Origin of the sequence: Micromonospora sp. NPDC049645 (genome assembly GCF_040675155.1) — a bacterium.
Classification (GTDB): domain Bacteria; phylum Actinomycetota; class Actinomycetes; order Mycobacteriales; family Micromonosporaceae; genus Micromonospora.
Genome location: NZ_JBFAOI010000024.1, coordinates 1 through 14,398, shown reverse-complemented (window position 1 = coordinate 14,398; position 14,398 = coordinate 1). Strand labels below are relative to the sequence as shown.

16 protein-coding genes are annotated in these 14,398 nt (G+C 71.7%); 7 read left to right on the top strand and 9 right to left on the bottom strand.

The annotated features are described in order from the left end of the window. Nucleotides 1–84 precede the first annotated feature (84 nt). Both AB0J33_RS29685 and AB0J33_RS29680 read right to left on the bottom strand, forming a co-directional pair. The gene (locus tag AB0J33_RS29685; RefSeq protein ID WP_355233654.1) at nt 85–426 is read right to left on the bottom strand and encodes a YnfA family protein; all 342 of its coding nucleotides are present in this window, start codon (nt 424–426) and stop codon (nt 85–87) included. Between the two features lie 72 nt (nt 427–498). Continuing rightward, complete coding sequence (locus tag AB0J33_RS29680) at nt 499–693, bottom strand: CsbD family protein (RefSeq protein WP_363618187.1); 195 nt, start codon at nt 691–693, stop codon at nt 499–501. A 155-nt stretch (nt 694–848) separates the two neighbouring features. On the opposite strand from AB0J33_RS29680, the gene AB0J33_RS29675 reads away from it, so the two are divergent. Continuing rightward, on the top strand, nt 849–1,460 hold the full coding sequence (locus AB0J33_RS29675) for a histidine phosphatase family protein (protein WP_363618185.1): 612 nt from the start codon (nt 849–851) through the stop codon (nt 1,458–1,460). Here AB0J33_RS29675 and AB0J33_RS29670 read toward each other — a convergent pair. The 3 genes from AB0J33_RS29670 to AB0J33_RS29660 form a co-directional block, all read right to left on the bottom strand. Continuing rightward, entirely contained in the window at nt 1,390–1,896 is a 507-nt protein-coding gene (locus AB0J33_RS29670) for an Lrp/AsnC family transcriptional regulator (protein WP_355430675.1), read from the bottom strand. The two genes, AB0J33_RS29675 and AB0J33_RS29670, sit on opposite strands and share 71 nt — an antisense overlap. Nucleotides 1,897–2,003: 107 nt before the next feature. After that, the gene (locus AB0J33_RS29665; protein WP_363618182.1) at nt 2,004–3,146 is read right to left on the bottom strand and encodes an acyl-CoA dehydrogenase family protein; all 1,143 of its coding nucleotides are present in this window, start codon (nt 3,144–3,146) and stop codon (nt 2,004–2,006) included. Continuing rightward, a complete protein-coding gene (locus AB0J33_RS29660; protein WP_363618180.1) occupies nt 3,143–4,258 on the bottom strand; it encodes a Xaa-Pro peptidase family protein in 1,116 nt (371 codons plus the stop codon). Before AB0J33_RS29660 ends, AB0J33_RS29665 begins: the two co-directional genes overlap by 4 nt. Before the next feature lie 201 nt (nt 4,259–4,459). Between AB0J33_RS29660 and AB0J33_RS29655 the strand changes: the two genes are divergently transcribed. Beyond that, entirely contained in the window at nt 4,460–5,830 is a 1,371-nt protein-coding gene (locus tag AB0J33_RS29655) for a glycosyl hydrolase family 18 protein (protein ID WP_363618178.1), read from the top strand. A 47-nt stretch (nt 5,831–5,877) separates the two neighbouring features. Here AB0J33_RS29655 and AB0J33_RS29650 read toward each other — a convergent pair whose 3' ends face one another. Continuing rightward, complete coding sequence (locus AB0J33_RS29650; RefSeq protein ID WP_363618176.1) at nt 5,878–6,765, bottom strand: winged helix-turn-helix transcriptional regulator; 888 nt, start codon at nt 6,763–6,765, stop codon at nt 5,878–5,880. A 167-nt stretch (nt 6,766–6,932) separates the two neighbouring features. Here AB0J33_RS29650 and AB0J33_RS29645 point away from each other — a divergent pair, with 167 nt between their 5' ends. Both AB0J33_RS29645 and AB0J33_RS29640 read left to right on the top strand, forming a co-directional pair. Beyond that, entirely contained in the window at nt 6,933–7,163 is a 231-nt protein-coding gene (locus AB0J33_RS29645; RefSeq protein ID WP_363618174.1) for a hypothetical protein, read from the top strand. A 51-nt stretch (nt 7,164–7,214) separates the two neighbouring features. Further along, nucleotides 7,215–8,141: a 5'-3' exonuclease gene (locus AB0J33_RS29640; RefSeq protein ID WP_363618172.1), complete on the top strand. Its 927-nt coding sequence runs from the start codon at nt 7,215–7,217 to the stop codon at nt 8,139–8,141. A gap of 104 nt (nt 8,142–8,245) precedes the next feature. On the opposite strand, the gene AB0J33_RS29635 is transcribed toward AB0J33_RS29640, so the two are convergent. Then, nucleotides 8,246–8,962 carry an isocitrate lyase/phosphoenolpyruvate mutase family protein gene (locus tag AB0J33_RS29635; protein WP_363618170.1) on the bottom strand — a complete coding sequence of 239 codons (717 nt, stop codon included), beginning with the start codon at nt 8,960–8,962 and terminating at the stop codon, nt 8,246–8,248. Nucleotides 8,963–9,041: 79 nt separating this feature from the next. Then, entirely contained in the window at nt 9,042–9,344 is a 303-nt protein-coding gene (locus AB0J33_RS29630; protein WP_363618168.1) for a GNAT family N-acetyltransferase, read from the bottom strand. A 129-nt stretch (nt 9,345–9,473) separates the two neighbouring features. Between AB0J33_RS29630 and AB0J33_RS29625 the strand changes: the two genes are divergently transcribed. From AB0J33_RS29625 to AB0J33_RS29615, 3 genes are all read left to right on the top strand, one after another. Next, the gene (locus AB0J33_RS29625; RefSeq protein WP_363618166.1) at nt 9,474–10,169 is read left to right on the top strand and encodes a DUF1223 domain-containing protein; all 696 of its coding nucleotides are present in this window, start codon (nt 9,474–9,476) and stop codon (nt 10,167–10,169) included. A gap of 40 nt (nt 10,170–10,209) precedes the next feature. Then, the gene (locus AB0J33_RS29620; protein ID WP_363618164.1) at nt 10,210–10,584 is read left to right on the top strand and encodes a hypothetical protein; all 375 of its coding nucleotides are present in this window, start codon (nt 10,210–10,212) and stop codon (nt 10,582–10,584) included. 158 nt (nt 10,585–10,742) lie between these two features. Beyond that, a complete protein-coding gene (locus AB0J33_RS29615) occupies nt 10,743–13,625 on the top strand; it encodes a glycosyl hydrolase (RefSeq protein ID WP_363618162.1) in 2,883 nt (960 codons plus the stop codon). Nucleotides 13,626–13,717: 92 nt separating this feature from the next. On the opposite strand, the gene AB0J33_RS29610 is transcribed toward AB0J33_RS29615, so the two are convergent. Next, a partial coding sequence (locus tag AB0J33_RS29610) for an endo-1,4-beta-xylanase (protein ID WP_363618160.1) occupies nt 13,718–14,398 on the bottom strand: 681 nt, incomplete at its 5' end.

Here is a 14,398-nt window from a genome sequence, read left to right as displayed (position 1 = left end):
CCGCCCGTGCGGTCCCCGCGCGCAGCAGCCCCGCAGACGCGGCATCGAGCGACCGAGGCTCACGTGCTCAGGACCCGTTGCGGGTCAGGCGGAGCCCCCACGCGGGGCGTACATGATGACCGCCACGCCGAGCAGGCACAGCGCCGCGCCGGCCAGGTCCCACCGGTCCGGGCGGAAGCCGTCCACCACCATCGCCCAACCCAACGACCCGGCCACGAACACCCCGCCGTACGCGGCCAGGATCCGGCCGAAGTTCGCGTCCGGTTGGAACGTGGCGACGAAGCCGTAACAGCCCAGCGCGACCACCCCGGCCGCGATCCACCACAGCCCGCGCTGCTCCCGCCAGCCCTGCCACACCAGCCAGGCGCCGCCGATCTCGGCCAGTGCGGCCAGCGCGAACAACACCAGGGAACGCAGCACGGTCACCCCGCGACAGTAGCCGCAGCAGCCACGGGTCCCCGGGCGACGGTGCGCCCGGGGACCCGTGGAGTGCGCAGGTCACTTCGTGAAGGAGTCCTTCACGTTGCGTCCGGCGTCCTTGACGTTCTGACCGGCCTGCTTGGCACGGGCGTCACTCTGCTGGCTGGCGCCCTCGCCACGCATCTGCTCGTTGTCGGTCATGTCACCGACACGCTCCCGCGCGGCGCCGGTCATCTGCTCGACCTTGTTCTTTGCCTTCTCGGTGAAGCTCATCGCGCCTCCTCGGTCTGGCGTTGTCCCGGCTCGCTTGCCCGGTCTCCAGGGGCTGAAACCGGTGGTGCCGGTCGGCACACCCGGTAAGGCATCCTAGGAAGATAGGTTGTGGGAGGGTCGCCTGTCGGCCCAGCTCACGATGGTTAACTGACCAAATGGGAGAGCTCCTGCTGATCCGGCACGGCGAGACCACCTGGAGCGCCAGCCTGCGGCACACCTCGTACACCGACCTGGAGCTGACCCCCGACGGCGAGCGACAGGCCCGCACCCTGGCCGCGTTCCTGGCCGGCCGGCGCTTCGTCACCGTGCTGGCCAGCCCCCGCTCCCGGGCGCTGCGCACCGCGCAGCTGGCCGGGCTCACCGTCGACGCCGTCGACGAGAACCTCAGCGAGTGGAACTACGGCGAGTACGAGGGCCGCACCACCGTCGACATCCACGACGACGATCCGCACTGGAACATCTGGACCGACGGCTGCCCCGGCGGCGAGTCCCCCGCCCAGGTGGGTGAACGGCTCGACCGGGTGTTGAGCCGCGTCACCCCACTGCTCGACCGTGGCTCCGTGGCGCTGGTCGGGCACGCGCACAGCCTGCGGGTGCTCGGTGCCCGCTGGATCGGCCTGCCCCCGTCCGCCGGTGGGCGGCTACGCCTGGAGACCGCCACGGTCAGCGCGCTCGGTCACGAACACGGCCGGCAGGTCATCCTGCGGTGGAACCAGCCGGCTCCTCCGGCGCCCGGGACCGCGACCGACTCGGTGCCGCAGCGCTGATCTTCGGCGGCCGGTTCTCGTACGGTGTGGACAACACCACGGTCGTCCGGGTCGTCACGTTCGCCGAGGTGCGGATCTCCTGAAGCACCCGCTCCAGGTCGGTCGGGCTGGCCACCCGCACCAGCAGCAGGTAGAAGTCCTCCCCCGCCACCGAGTAGCAGGAGTCGATCTCCGGCAGGTGGGCCAGCCGCTCCGGCGCGTCGTCCGGCTGCGACGGGTCGAACGGGCGGATCGCCACGAACGCGGTCAGCGGCAGGTCCAGTGCCTCGAACGACACCCGGGCCGCGTACCCCTTGATCACCCCGCGCTGCTCCAGCCGACGGACCCGCTGGTGCACGGCGGACACCGACAGCCCCACCCGCTCGGCCAGGTCGGTGTACGACAGACGGCCGTCGGCGGTCAGCGCGGCGACGATAGCGCGGTCGATCTCCTCCACGGCGTGCAACCTACCGGGAAAACCGCCGTACGGCGACGAGGTACCCGGGTGGCGGGCCGCGACGGGCCGTGACGCACCCACCGCAGCCGCACCACCACGCGCCGTCGTCAGTCCTTGGCCAGCGCCCGGGAGATCACCATCCGCTGGATCTGGTTGGTGCCCTCCACGATCTGCAACACCTTCGCCTCACGCATGTAGCGCTCCACCGGGTGGTCGGCCACGTAACCCGCGCCGCCGAGCACCTGCACCGCGTCGGTGGTCACCCGCATCGCCATGTCGGTGGCGAAGAGCTTCGCCTTGGCCGCCTCGATGGCGTAGGGGCGGCCGGCGTCGCGCAGCCGGGCCGCCGCCAGGGTCAGCGCGCGGGCGGCGGAGACCTGGGTGGCCGCGTCGGCGAGGAGGAACCCCAGCCCCTGGAAGTCGATGATGGAGCGCCCGAACTGCTGCCGCTCCCGGGCGTAGGAGACCGCGTAGTCCAGCGCCGCCTGGGCCAGCCCGACCGCGCAGGCCGCGATGCCCAACCGGCCGGAGTCCAACGCGGACATCGCGATGGTGAAGCCCACGCCCTCGCCGCCGATCAGCCGGTCGGCCGGCACCCGCGCCTCGTCGAAGGCGATCTGCGCCACCGGCGAGGCACGCAGACCCATCGTCCGCTCGGCCGCCTGCGGGGTGATGCCGACCGTGCCCGCGTCGGCGAGCAGGCAGGAGATGCCCGTCGGGCCGGGTCCTCCGGTGCGGCAGAAGACGTTGTAGAAGTCCGCCGTGTGGGCGTGGGTGATCCACGCCTTGGTGCCGGAGACCAGGTACGCGTCGCCGTCGCGCACCGCCCGGGTGCTCAGCGCCGCCGCGTCCGAGCCACCCTGCGGTTCGGAGAGGCAGTACGCGCCGAGCAACTCGCCGCCGAGCAGGTCCGGCAGCAGCTTGCGCTGCTCGTCGTTACCGAATGTCGCCACCGGATAGCAGGACAGGGTGTGCACGCTGACCGCCTCGGCGACCGCGAGCCAGCGGCTGGCCAGGATCTCCAACACCTGCAGGTACACCTCGTACGGCTGCGCCGCGCCACCGTGCTCCTCGGGATAGGGCAGGCCGAGCAGGCCCGCCCGGCCCAGCGTCCGCAGCACCTCGCGGGGGAACTCGGCGCGTTCCTCGAAGGCCGCGGCCTTCGGCGCGAGCTCGCCATCGGCGAGTTCGGTGGCGAGACCCAGCAGGTCGTGGGCCTCGTCGGTGGGGAGGATCCGGTCGACAGTCATAGCGCGATGAGCTCCGTGGGGGTGGTGTTGAGCCGTTGCACGCCGTCCGTGGTGCAGACGACGATGTCCTCGATGCGGGCGCCGTGCCGGCCCGCCAGGTAGATCCCCGGTTCGATGGAGAACGCCATGCCGGTCTCCAGGGGCCGGTCGTTGCCGGCCACCAGGTACGGCTCCTCGTGACCGTCGAGACCGATGCCGTGGCCGGTGCGGTGCAGGAACGCGGGTCCGAAGCCGGCCGCGGCGATCGGCTCGCGGGCCGCGGCGTCGGCCGCCGCGCCGGTGACCCCGGGCCGCACCGCCGCGACGGCGGCACGCTGGGCGTCGCGCAGCACCGCGTAGTAGTCCAGGAACTCGGCCGGCGCCGAACCACCCGCCAGGTAGGTGCGGGTGCAGTCCGAGCGGTAGCCCGACGGCATCGTGCCGCCGATGTCGACCACCACCGGTTCGCCGGCGCCGATCGGTCGGTCCGAGGTGCCGTGGTGCGGGCTGGCCCCGTTCGGCCCGGCCGCCACGATGACGAAGTCGACGGTGACGTGGCCGGCGGCCCGGATCGCCGTGGCGATGTCGGTGGCCACCTCGGCCTCGGTGCGACCGGGGCGTAACCACTCGCCCATCCGCAGGTGCACCTCGTCGATCGCCGCGCCGGCCTCGGCGAGCGCCGCGACCTCCGCCGGCGACTTGCGGATCCGCAGCTCGCGCAGCACCTCCCCGGCGAGCCGTTGCGCGGCGTCGGGCAGCGCCGCGCGCAGGGCGAGGACCTGCTCGGCCCACATCCGGTCGGCGAGCCCGACCGCCGCGACCGGGCCGTCGAGGGCGGCGACGACCAGGGGGTACGGGTCGGAACCGTCGACGTGGTCGACGATGCGGACCCCGGTCGCCGGCGCTGGGGACGCCTCCGCCGCCGGACGCTCCAGCCTCGGCACGACGAGGGTGGGCTCCCCCTCGGCGGGCAGCACCAGGCAGGTCAGCCGCTCCCCCGCGTGGGCGTCGTACCCGGTCAGGTACCGCAGGTCGGAGCCCGGGGTGAGCAGCAGGGCGTCCAGGCCGGCGGCGGCCGTGGCGCGCTGCGCGGCGATCAGCCGGTCGGGCGGAAACAGCTCGTCGATTCCCACCCCGTCAGCTTAACGGTCGTTTGGGCAAACCCCCTATCGACATCAGCGCGCCGGAAATCCACCGATGTTGATTGACTCGGACAGTTAACACTCTTTAAGATTTGGCTGCCTCGAGGCCCACCCGTCCCTGCGTCCCGCATTCCCCGCCCGCGACAACCCTGCGTGGGCGGGTGTCGTCCCCCGCCCACGGGAAGGCCCCCGATGTCCTCACCACTGCGCCGCGTCCTCGCCGCCGGCCTGCTCGCGCTGGCCACGGCCGGCGCCACCCTGACCGTCACCTCCACCGCCGCGCAGGCCGTGGTGCTGCCGAACAACTTCAAGAGCGTCGGCTACATGCCCTCCTGGGCCGGCAACGTCAACACCATCCAGTACAACAAGCTCACCCACATCAACTACGCGTTCGTGCTGCCCAACAACGACGGCAGCCTGCGCGCCGTGGAGAACCCGAGCAAACTCTCCTCGCTGGTCTCCCAGGCGCACGCCAACAACGTCAAGGTGTCGATCGCCGTCGGCGGTTGGAACGACGGCAACGACTCGGCCTTCGAGGCCCTCGCGGCCAACTCCGGCAGCCGGACCAACTTCGTCAACAACCTGGTCAACTTCGTCAACCAGTACAACCTCGACGGCGTCGACATGGACTGGGAGTACCCCGACCCGGGCGCCTCGGCCAACAACTACACGGCGCTCATGACGCAGCTCGGCAGCGCCATGCACAGTCGCGGCAAGCTGCTCACCGCCGCCGTGGTCAGCGAGGGCTACTACCTCGACGGCGTGCAGCCGGCAGTGTTCAACCAGATCGACTGGCTCAACATCATGGCGTACGACGGCGGCAGCCCGCACTCCAACTACGACTGGTCGATCAACAGCGTCAACCTGTGGAAGGCGCGCGGTCTGCCGGCCAGCAAGGCCGTCCTCGGCATCCCGTTCTACAGCCGCCCCGGCTACTACACGTACTCGGCGCTCGTCGCGCTGGACCCGGCCAACGCCAACCGGGACTGCACCACCGCCGGTGGCGCGCAGCAGTGCTACAACGGCGTCCCGACGGTCAAGCGCAAGACGCAGTGGGCCCTGGCCAACGCCGGCGGCGTCATGAACTGGGAACTGTCCCAGGACACCACCGGCTCGACCTCACTGGTCAGCGCCATGTACGACACCATCATGGGCGGCACCACCCCGCCGCCGACCGGTCGTACCGGCCGGATCACCGGGATCGGCGGCAAGTGCGTCGACGTGGCCTCGGCGAGCACCGCCAACGGCACCGCCATCCAGCTCTGGACCTGTAACGGCAGCAACGCGCAGACCTGGACCGTGGCCAGCGACAGCACGCTACGCGCCCTCGGCAAGTGCGCCGACATCACCAGCGGCTCCACCGCCAACGGCGCGAAGGTCCAGCTCTGGGACTGCAACGGCAGCGGCGCGCAGGTCTGGCAGGCGCAGTCCAACGGCACGCTGCGCAACCCGCAGTCGAACAAGTGCCTCGACGCCAGCGACAACAGCTCCGCCGACGGCACCCGGTTGCAGATCTGGGACTGCTTCGCCGGCGCCAACCAGCGCTGGACGCTCCCGGCCTGACGCTACCCGCGGACGGCCCGCGCGGATCCCCGGTCGACGCGACAGCGTCAGCCGGGGATCCCCGCCTGTTCCCGGACCAGGGCGAGCATCTCCTGCACCGAGCCGGCCGGATCGGTGACCGGGAACTGCACGGCCCGCACCACCGCCGCCGGGTCGACCAGCAGCGTCAGACGCTTGAACCGGGTCACCCCGCCCGCCCGGAACACCGGCAGCAGCAACCCCGCCCCCAGCCGGCCGTCCACGTCGGAAAGCAGCGGAAACGGCAGTTCGGCGTACTCGGCGAAGCCGGCGAGCTGGTCGGGCCGCTGGGTGCTGACGCCGAACACCCGGACACCCGCGCTCACGAAGTCCGGATGACGCTTGGCGTAGGTGCTCGACTCCAGGGTGCAGCCCCGGGCGCCGGGGATCTCCGCCCAGCCGGGCGGATAACCGTGCGTTCCCGGCGCGTACGCCCCGGGGAACAGGTAGAGGACCGTCCACGCCCGCGTCGCGGCCACCGCCACCGGCCGTCCGTCGGCGGCGGGCAGCACGACCTCGGGCAACCGCCGGCCGACCAGGTCGTGGGCGCGGCGCGCCTCGGCCGAGCCGGCGTCGGCCGTCGCGGTCACGTCACCGTCACCCATGAGATGCCTCGTTCCCCACTCCTGCAGCGCGATCAGCACCGGCAACAGCCCCTCGCCCCTCGCGGTGAGCAGGTAGTCGTACCGCGGCGGGTGTCGCGAGTACGCCCGGCGTTCCAGCACCCCGTGCTCGACCAGGGCGTTGAGGCGTTCGGTCAGCGCCCGCCGGCTGACGCCCAGCTCGCGTTGGAGCGCGTCGAAGCGGGTGGTCCCGCCGGCCACGTCGCGGACGATGAGGAAGGTCCACCAGTCCCCCAGCACGCCGAGCGCCTGCGCGATGCCGCAGTCCGCATCGGCAAGATCCTCTCGCCGCACCAGCCACCCCCTCGGTTCCGCCCCGACTATAGTTCGTTCCGGATTGGAACGGTCTGCATCGACGGCCGGTGGTGCGCTGCGCGCCGGTTTTCCTGATCGAACGCCACCGAGGGCCATAGCCTGGAACCGGGGAGCCCGTCCGGACTCCCCGACGCGGGAGGACCGACGTGGCAGCGAACGAGGCGAGCCGGGCGGCGGCGACCCGTCGTCGCCGCCAACTGTGGGCCGGGGTCCTCGCCCTCGTCGGCCTGGTCCTGCTGATCATCGGCGTCACCGTCGCCGACGGCGTCGCGGCCTGGGTCGAGGTGGTGGTCGCGATCCTGCTGCTGGTGACCAGCTACGTCGTGCAGCACCTGGCCCGACGGGAGACCGTCTACCGGCCCGACGAACACCACTGACACGGCCGGCCGTACGCCTGATCGTCAGACGGTTGTGCCAGGCTGTCCGGCGTGGCACACCGACCCCCGATCCTGCTGATCGACGCACCCAGCCTCTACTTCCGGGCCTACTTCGGCATCCCGGAGTCCGCCGCCCGAGCCGAGGACGGCACCCCGGTCAACGCGGTGCGCGGCTTCCTCGACATGCTCGCCACCCTGATCCGTGGGCGCGGCGCCGACCGGATGGTCTGCGCGCTCGACTACGACTGGCGCCCGGCGTGGCGGGTCGACCTGCTGCCGTCGTACAAGGCACACCGGGTGGCCCCGCAGGGTGGCGAGGTCGTGCCGGACACCCTCTCCCCGCAGGTGCCGATGATCCTGGAGGTCCTCGCCGCGGTGGGCATCACCGCGGTCGGCGCGACCGGCTACGAGGCGGACGACGTGCTCGGCACCCTCTCGGTGACCCAGCCGGGCCCGGTCGAGGTGGTCTCCGGCGACCGGGACCTGTTCCAGCTCGTCGACGACGTCCGACCGGTCCGGCTGCTCTACGTCGGGCGCGGTGTCGCCAAACTCGACGACTGCGACGACGCCGCGGTGCGGGCCCGCTACGGCGTGCCGGCCGACCGGTACGCCGACTTCGCCGCGCTGCGCGGCGACCCCAGCGACGGGTTGCCCGGGGTGGCGGGCGTCGGCGAGAAGACCGCCGCCCGGCTCATCGAGCGCTACGGCAGCATCGCCGGCATCCTGGCCGCGCTCGACGACTCCGACTCGTCCTTCGCGCCGGGCCTGCGCACCAAGCTGGCCGCGGCGCGCGACTACCTGGGCGTCGCGCCAACGGTGGTCCGGGTCGCCCTGGACGTGCCACTGCCGGAGCTGCCCACCGCGCTGCCGACCGCGCCGGCCGACCCCGACCGGCTGCTCGAACTCGCCCAACGATGGAACCTGGCCGGTTCCGCCCGCCGCCTGGTGGACGCCCTCGCCGCCCGCGCCGATGCCTGACCCGGCGCTCACGCCGCCACCCGACCCGGCACCGGGCCGTCAGCAACGCCCGATCCGCACGGGTCAGGCGACTGCGCCCGAGCGCCGGTGCGGGCGACTGCGCCTCAGCCGCGCAGCCCCGCCGCGAGGTCGCCGATCGCCCCCATCGCGTACCGCTGCATCCCCGGGCCGAAGGTGATGCGCGTCGCGCCCTGCCGGCCCAGCGCGGCCACCGACTCCCGGTTGGGCCCGGCGGCCATGTTGAGCGGGCCCGCGATGCCCTCCCGCAGCACGGGCAACACCTCCAGCGGCGCCAGGATCGGGTAGACGCAGTCGGCCCCGGCCGCCACGTAGCGGCGGGCCCGCTGCACCGCGTCGGCCGGATCACCCGAGCCGACCACGAAGGTGTCGACGCGGGCGTTGATGAAGAGCGCGTCGCCCGCCTCCGCCCGCACCTCGGCCAGCCAGTCCGCGTGCCGCTGCGGGTCCTTGAGGGTGGCGTGCCCCTCCGAGTCCTCCAGGTTGCAGCCGACCACGCCGGCCTCCAGAAGCCGCCCGACCAACTCGCGAGGGGCCAGGCCGTAACCGCCCTCGACGTCGGCGGACACCGGAACGGACACGGCGCGGACGATCCGGGCGACCGCCGCGAACATCTCGTCCGGCGGGGTCCTGCCGTCCTCGTAACCGAGCGAGGCGGCGATTCCCGCGCTCGGAGTCGCGAGCGCCGGGAAACCGGCGTCGGCGAACACCTGTGCGCTGGCCGCGTCCCAGGGGCCCGGCAGGACGAGCGGGTCGCCGGGGGCACGGTCGTGGTGCAGGGCGCGGAAGGCGGAGGCTGTCATCGCTGGGATCTCCCGACGGGGTTGTGCGCATACGGGGTCAGGCGGTGTACCCGCCACCTGACCGTCCGGGGCGGCGCGTTTATTTGATCTTGCGGGTGGAGCGGACCACGATGCCCTCGTACTCCGGGTGCTTGACCAGCCAGTCGGCGAGGAACGGACAGATCGGCACCACGGTCCGGTGCTTGCTCCGGGCGTCGTCCAGCACGGCCCGCGCCAGCGTCGACCCGACGCCCCTGCCCTCGTACGCCGGATCGACCTCGGTGTGGGTGTAGGCGATGATCGAGCCGGTCAGCTGGTAGGTGACGAACCCGGCGACCGTGCCCGTCTCGTCGCGCGCCTCGAAACGCTCCCGCTCCGGCGCGTCTGTCACGGTGAACTGCACCCGACCATCCAACCACCCGAGCCGGCGACGCGCGGACCGAGGCCGGACGGGGACGCGACCGCACGGCATTGTCTCGGCCGAAAGGGGAACGCAACGCCGCCGGCACACCGTGGGAGGGGACGCGCCACCATGACGAATCCATCGACGGACGGCGGCTACGCCGTCGTGGAGATGTTCACGTCCCAGGGCTGCAACAGTTGTCCCCCGGCGGAGGAGCTGCTGAGCGAGATCGAACGCGACGCCCGGGAGCGCGGGCAGAACGTCTTCGCCCTCGGGTTCCACGTCGACTACTGGGACGACCTGGGGTGGCCCGACCAGTTCGCGGACGCCGCGTACACCGCGCGGCAGGAGGCGTACGCCCGGGCGTTCGGCACCGGAGGGCTGTACACCCCGCAGATGGTCGTCAACGGCACCGTCGAGTTCGTCGGCTCCGATCGCCGACGGGCGGCCGGCGCGATCATGTCCGCCATGGCAGCGAGGGCCACCACCCCACTCGCGCTGTCCGTCGCCAACCTCGGGACGGACCGGGTGACGCTGGACTACCGGACCGAGCGGGCCCCGGAGCGGGCGGTGCTCAACGTGGCGATCGTGGAACGGGGCCTGGACAGCGAGATCGCCCGAGGGGAGAACGCCGGGCGGACGCTGCGGCAGGACAACGTGGTGCGCGCCTTCAGGTCGGTGGAGCTGAGGGCCGAGCCGGGGCAGGTGGAGCTGGCCACGCCCGCTGATCTCGACCCGCGCAGCGCCAGCGTGGTCGGCTATGTCCAGGAGAGTGGCAACCGGGCCGTCCTCGGCGCCACCGCCGTCGAGCTGTCCACCGCGTAGTCTCGACCCATGCGGGTGGTGCGGGGTACGAGGGGGCTCGGTGGCTGACGCGGACGACGTACGCCGGGTGGCGCTGGCCCTGCCGCACACGGTGGAGATCCCGAGCGACGGCTTCGACTTCCGGGTGGCCGACAAGGGTCTCGTCTGGTCCTATCCGGAGCGGATACCGGGCAAGCCACGGGTGATCCGGGTCGACATCGCCGTGCTGTACGTCGGTGACGAGGCGGAGAAGCAGGCGCTCCTGCTCGGCGAGCCCGAGGCCTTCTTCACCACACCCAGCTACGACGGCCTACCCCTGGTGCTGCTGCGCCTGGCGGCGGTCGATCTCGACCGGCTAACCGAGCTGGTGACCGACGCGTGGCGGATGCGCGTGCCGGACGCGTTGCTGGGCGACCGGGCGGGCGTCGGCAAATAGCGACATCAGCACGCAACGGGTTGGACACATTGACGGGGATCTCGGTGCTCCACTACCGTGGCCCGAGAGAGCGCTCTCTCACCTGACGTTCCCCCCAATTCAGACGCATCGCGTCGGACCCCGCAAGGGCCGCACCCGGCGCGCGCGATGGAGGCACCATGAAACCTCCCGTCCCCCACCGCCGATGGGCCCTGGCCGCCGCCACCGCCCTGGCCCTGGTCGTCGGCGGCCTCGCCATCCCCGTCACCCGCGCGGCCGAGGCCGCACCCGTCGGCGCCGGCAGCTACACCACCACCCCGGTCGGTCCACTTCCCAGCGGCTGCGGCTCGATGTCCAGCAACCCCCGGCAGTTCGCCACCGCCAACGCGCCCACCGGGCCGATACCCACCAACGACTGGTGGTCCTCGCTGCTGTGGAAGCGCACCGACTGCTCCTTCAGCGAACCCCTGCACGCCCACCCGATCTCGTACGACACCTTCACCGACGGGCTCGGCTTCTCCGCCAACTCCACGCCCTCCATCAGCGGCACCGCGACCGGCGTCGGTGAGTACCACTACCCGTACGTGCAGGACATCCGGGTCGGCGTGGCCGGGCTGGCCGCACCGCAGGTCAAGGTCGACGGCTGGACCGACTGGACGGTCAGCCCGCACTGGAGCGACGGCACCCGGACCATGCGCGCGACCATCGGTCACGGCCTGCCCTTCGCGTACTTCCAGACCACCGGTGGGAACGCGCAGATCAGCACCGCCGGCACCCCGGACGTCTGGTCCAACAGCGGCGCCACCATCGGCTTCCGGGTCAACGGCCACGACTACGTCGGGTTCGCGCCCAGCGGGGCCAGCTGGAGCGTGGCGTCCGGCCGGATCTCGTCCACCCTGGCCGGTCGGGGCTACTTCTCCGTCGCCCTGCTGCCGCCGACGTCCAGCACCACCGAGCGCGCCAGCCTGGCCGCGACCTACGGCCAGTACGCCCACGCCCACGTGACCGGCACCCAGGTCTCGTACGCGTACAACCCGGCGAACAGTGGCCTGACCACCACGTACGCGTTCACCACGACCGCCCGGGAGGGCACCGCCACGCAGACCGTGGTCAGCCTCTACCCGCACCAGTGGAAGTCGCTGAGCGGGTCCACCGCGATCACGCCGACCTACCCGTCGGCGCGCGGCCGGATGAAGGTGCTCACCGGCGTCAACCAGTTCCGCACCGCGATGAAGTTCCAGGGCATCCTGCCGGAGTTGCCGGCCGTCGGCGACGGCAGCGGCAGCGACCTGGCGACACTCACCGGGCAGTTGGCCGCCACCCGCGCCAACCCGATGGACCAACGCGGCAACGACACCTACTGGACCGGCAAGGGGCTCGGCCGGGCCGCGCGGATCGCCGAGATCGCCGACCAGGTCAACGACACCACGACCCGCGACAGCGCGCTGAACGCGATCCGCAGCACGCTCACCGACTGGTTCACCGCGTCCAGTGGCAAGACCAGCCGGGTCTTCTACTACGACAACAACTGGGGCACCCTGATCGGCTACCCGGCGTCGTACGGGTCCGACCAGGAGCTCAACGACCACCACTTCCACTACGGCTACTACATCGCCGCCGCCGCGACCCTCGCCAAGTTCGACCCGACCTGGGCCAGCAGCAGCCGCTATGGCGGCATGGTCGACCTGCTGATCCGCGACGCCAACAACTACCGACGCGACGACACCCGCTTCCCGTACCTGCGCGACTTCGACATCTACGCCGGCCACGACTGGGCGTCCGGGCACGGCTCCTTCGGCTCGGGCAACAACCAGGAGTCCTCGTCGGAGGGCATGAACTTCGCGAGCGCCCTGATCCAGTGGGGGCAGGCGACCGGTGACACCGCCGTCCGCGACGCGGGGGTCTTCCTCTACACCACGCAGGCCGCGGCCATCCAGGAATACTGGTTCGACTCCAGCGACCAGAACTTCCCGAGCGCGTTCGGGCACTCCACGGTCGGCATGGTCTGGGGCGACGGGGGCGCGTACGCCACCTGGTTCAGCGGCGAACCGGAGATGATCCAGGGCATCAACCTGCTCCCGGTCACCGGCGGACACCTCTACCTGGGCAACAACCCGGCGTACGTGCGGACCAACTACGCCGAGCTCGTCCGCAACAACGGTGGACCGCCGACGGTGTGGCAGGACGTCCTCTGGCAGTTCCAGGCCCTCGGCGACGCCGACGCGGCGCTGGCGAACCTGCGCGCCAACCCCGGCTACACCCCGGAGGAGGGCGAGAGCCGGGCGCACACCTTCCACTGGATCCGCAACCTCGCGGCTCTGGGCACCGTCGACACGACGGTTACCGGCAACCATCCACTGTCGGCGGTCTTCTCCCGCAACGGGGCCCGCACCTACGTGGCGTCGAACCCGACGGCCACGCCGATCACGGTGACGTTCTCCAACGGCACCACCCTCAGCGTGGGGGCCGGCAAGACGGCCACCACCGGGGCGTACACCTGGAGCGGCGGCAACGCGGCCGGCGGCGTTCCCCCGACGACGCCGACGGACCCACCGCCGACGACCACCCCGCCGACGACCACCCCGCCGCCGTCCACCGGCGGTCCGACCCGCTATCTGCTGCCCGGGGGCGGGTTGGGCGCCGCCGACAGCGCGGCCACGACGACGGTCGCGGCGGCCAACGGAAACCACGACGGTACGCCCACGAACCCCCAGGTCTTCACCGCGACGGGCCTGAACCTCGCCTACGGCGGTGGGCAGACCGCGTTCGACCTGTTCGTGGACGCCGGGTCAGCGGTCGGTAACGCCGTGCAGGTGCGGATCTCCTACGACCTCACCGGCAACGGCAGTTGGGAACGGGTGGAGACGTCGCGTTACTTCGCCACCGACCCGGTCGCCGGCTACGAGCACTACACCCAGAGCGCCGGCCTGTCCTCGGCCACCGGCACGCTGGGCGCGCTGAGCAACGGCACGGTCCGGGTGGAGGTCTGGTCGGCGATCGGCAACAACCCGAGCACCGTGGGCATCGGCAACCAGTCGGTGCTGCGACTTCCGTACTCCTGATCTTTGCGTTTGTCGCGAGACGACGTCGGCCGGTGTGCGGGACCAGCATAGGTCCCGCACACCGGCCGACGTGTGCGGTCAGTCGGTCGTACTCAGGAGGCGGTGCAGGTGGGGGTCAGGCCGGAGGCGCTGCCCGTGCCCTGGAAGCCGAACTCAGCGACCTGACCGGCGCTGAGCCGGCCGTTGTAGTCCACGTTGGCGAACCGCACCGTGCCGGAGGAGCCGCTTGCTGTCGCGCTCCAGGTATTCGTGACGCCGGCGCCACTGGGAAGTGTGACGCTGACGTTCCACCCGTTCGTACCCGAGGAGCCGGCGGTCACCTTCACGCTCGCCACGAACCCCCCGTTCCACGAGTTCAGTGACACCGACGCCGAACAACCATCGGTGGTCGGCGGCGGGGTGGTCGGCGGCGGGTCGGTGGGCGGCGGGGTGGTCGGCGGCGGGTCCGTCGGCGGCGGCGTGGTGGGAATGGCCGGGCCGGCGTTGAGGGCGTTCAGGACATTCGTGTACGCGGCCTTCTTGTTGCCGTTGCAGTCGAACAGCAGGGCGTTGTCGGACCCACGCCACGAGTCACAGTCGCGAACCCCCCACACCGTGATGCCTGTGCAGCGGGAGACGTTCATGCAGGCGCGGGTGACCGAGCCGAAGATGTTCGCCTGGTTGCCGCCGGTCATCACGTCCAGCTCGGTGATCTGCACGTCCACGCCCAAATCGGCGAAACGCTGGAGGTTGGCCTGGTAGTCACCGGCCAACGAGGTGCCCAGGTGCGACTG

What these genes read in the sequence shown, in the direction of transcription:
- AB0J33_RS29655 (WP_363618178.1), top strand. Translation starts at nt 4,460, where the DNA reads ATGTCCTCACCACTGCGCCGCGTCCTCGCCGCCGGCCTGCTCGCGCTG.
- AB0J33_RS29625 (WP_363618166.1), top strand. Translation starts at nt 9,474, where the DNA reads ATGACGAATCCATCGACGGACGGCGGCTACGCCGTCGTGGAGATGTTC.
- AB0J33_RS29615 (WP_363618162.1), top strand. Translation starts at nt 10,743, where the DNA reads ATGAAACCTCCCGTCCCCCACCGCCGATGGGCCCTGGCCGCCGCCACC.
- AB0J33_RS29680 (WP_363618187.1), bottom strand. Translation starts at nt 693, where the DNA reads ATGAGCTTCACCGAGAAGGCAAAGAACAAGGTCGAGCAGATGACCGGC.
- AB0J33_RS29665 (WP_363618182.1), bottom strand. Translation starts at nt 3,146, where the DNA reads ATGACTGTCGACCGGATCCTCCCCACCGACGAGGCCCACGACCTGCTG.
- AB0J33_RS29635 (WP_363618170.1), bottom strand. Translation starts at nt 8,962, where the DNA reads ATGACAGCCTCCGCCTTCCGCGCCCTGCACCACGACCGTGCCCCCGGC.
- AB0J33_RS29675 (WP_363618185.1), top strand. Translation starts at nt 849, where the DNA reads ATGGGAGAGCTCCTGCTGATCCGGCACGGCGAGACCACCTGGAGCGCC.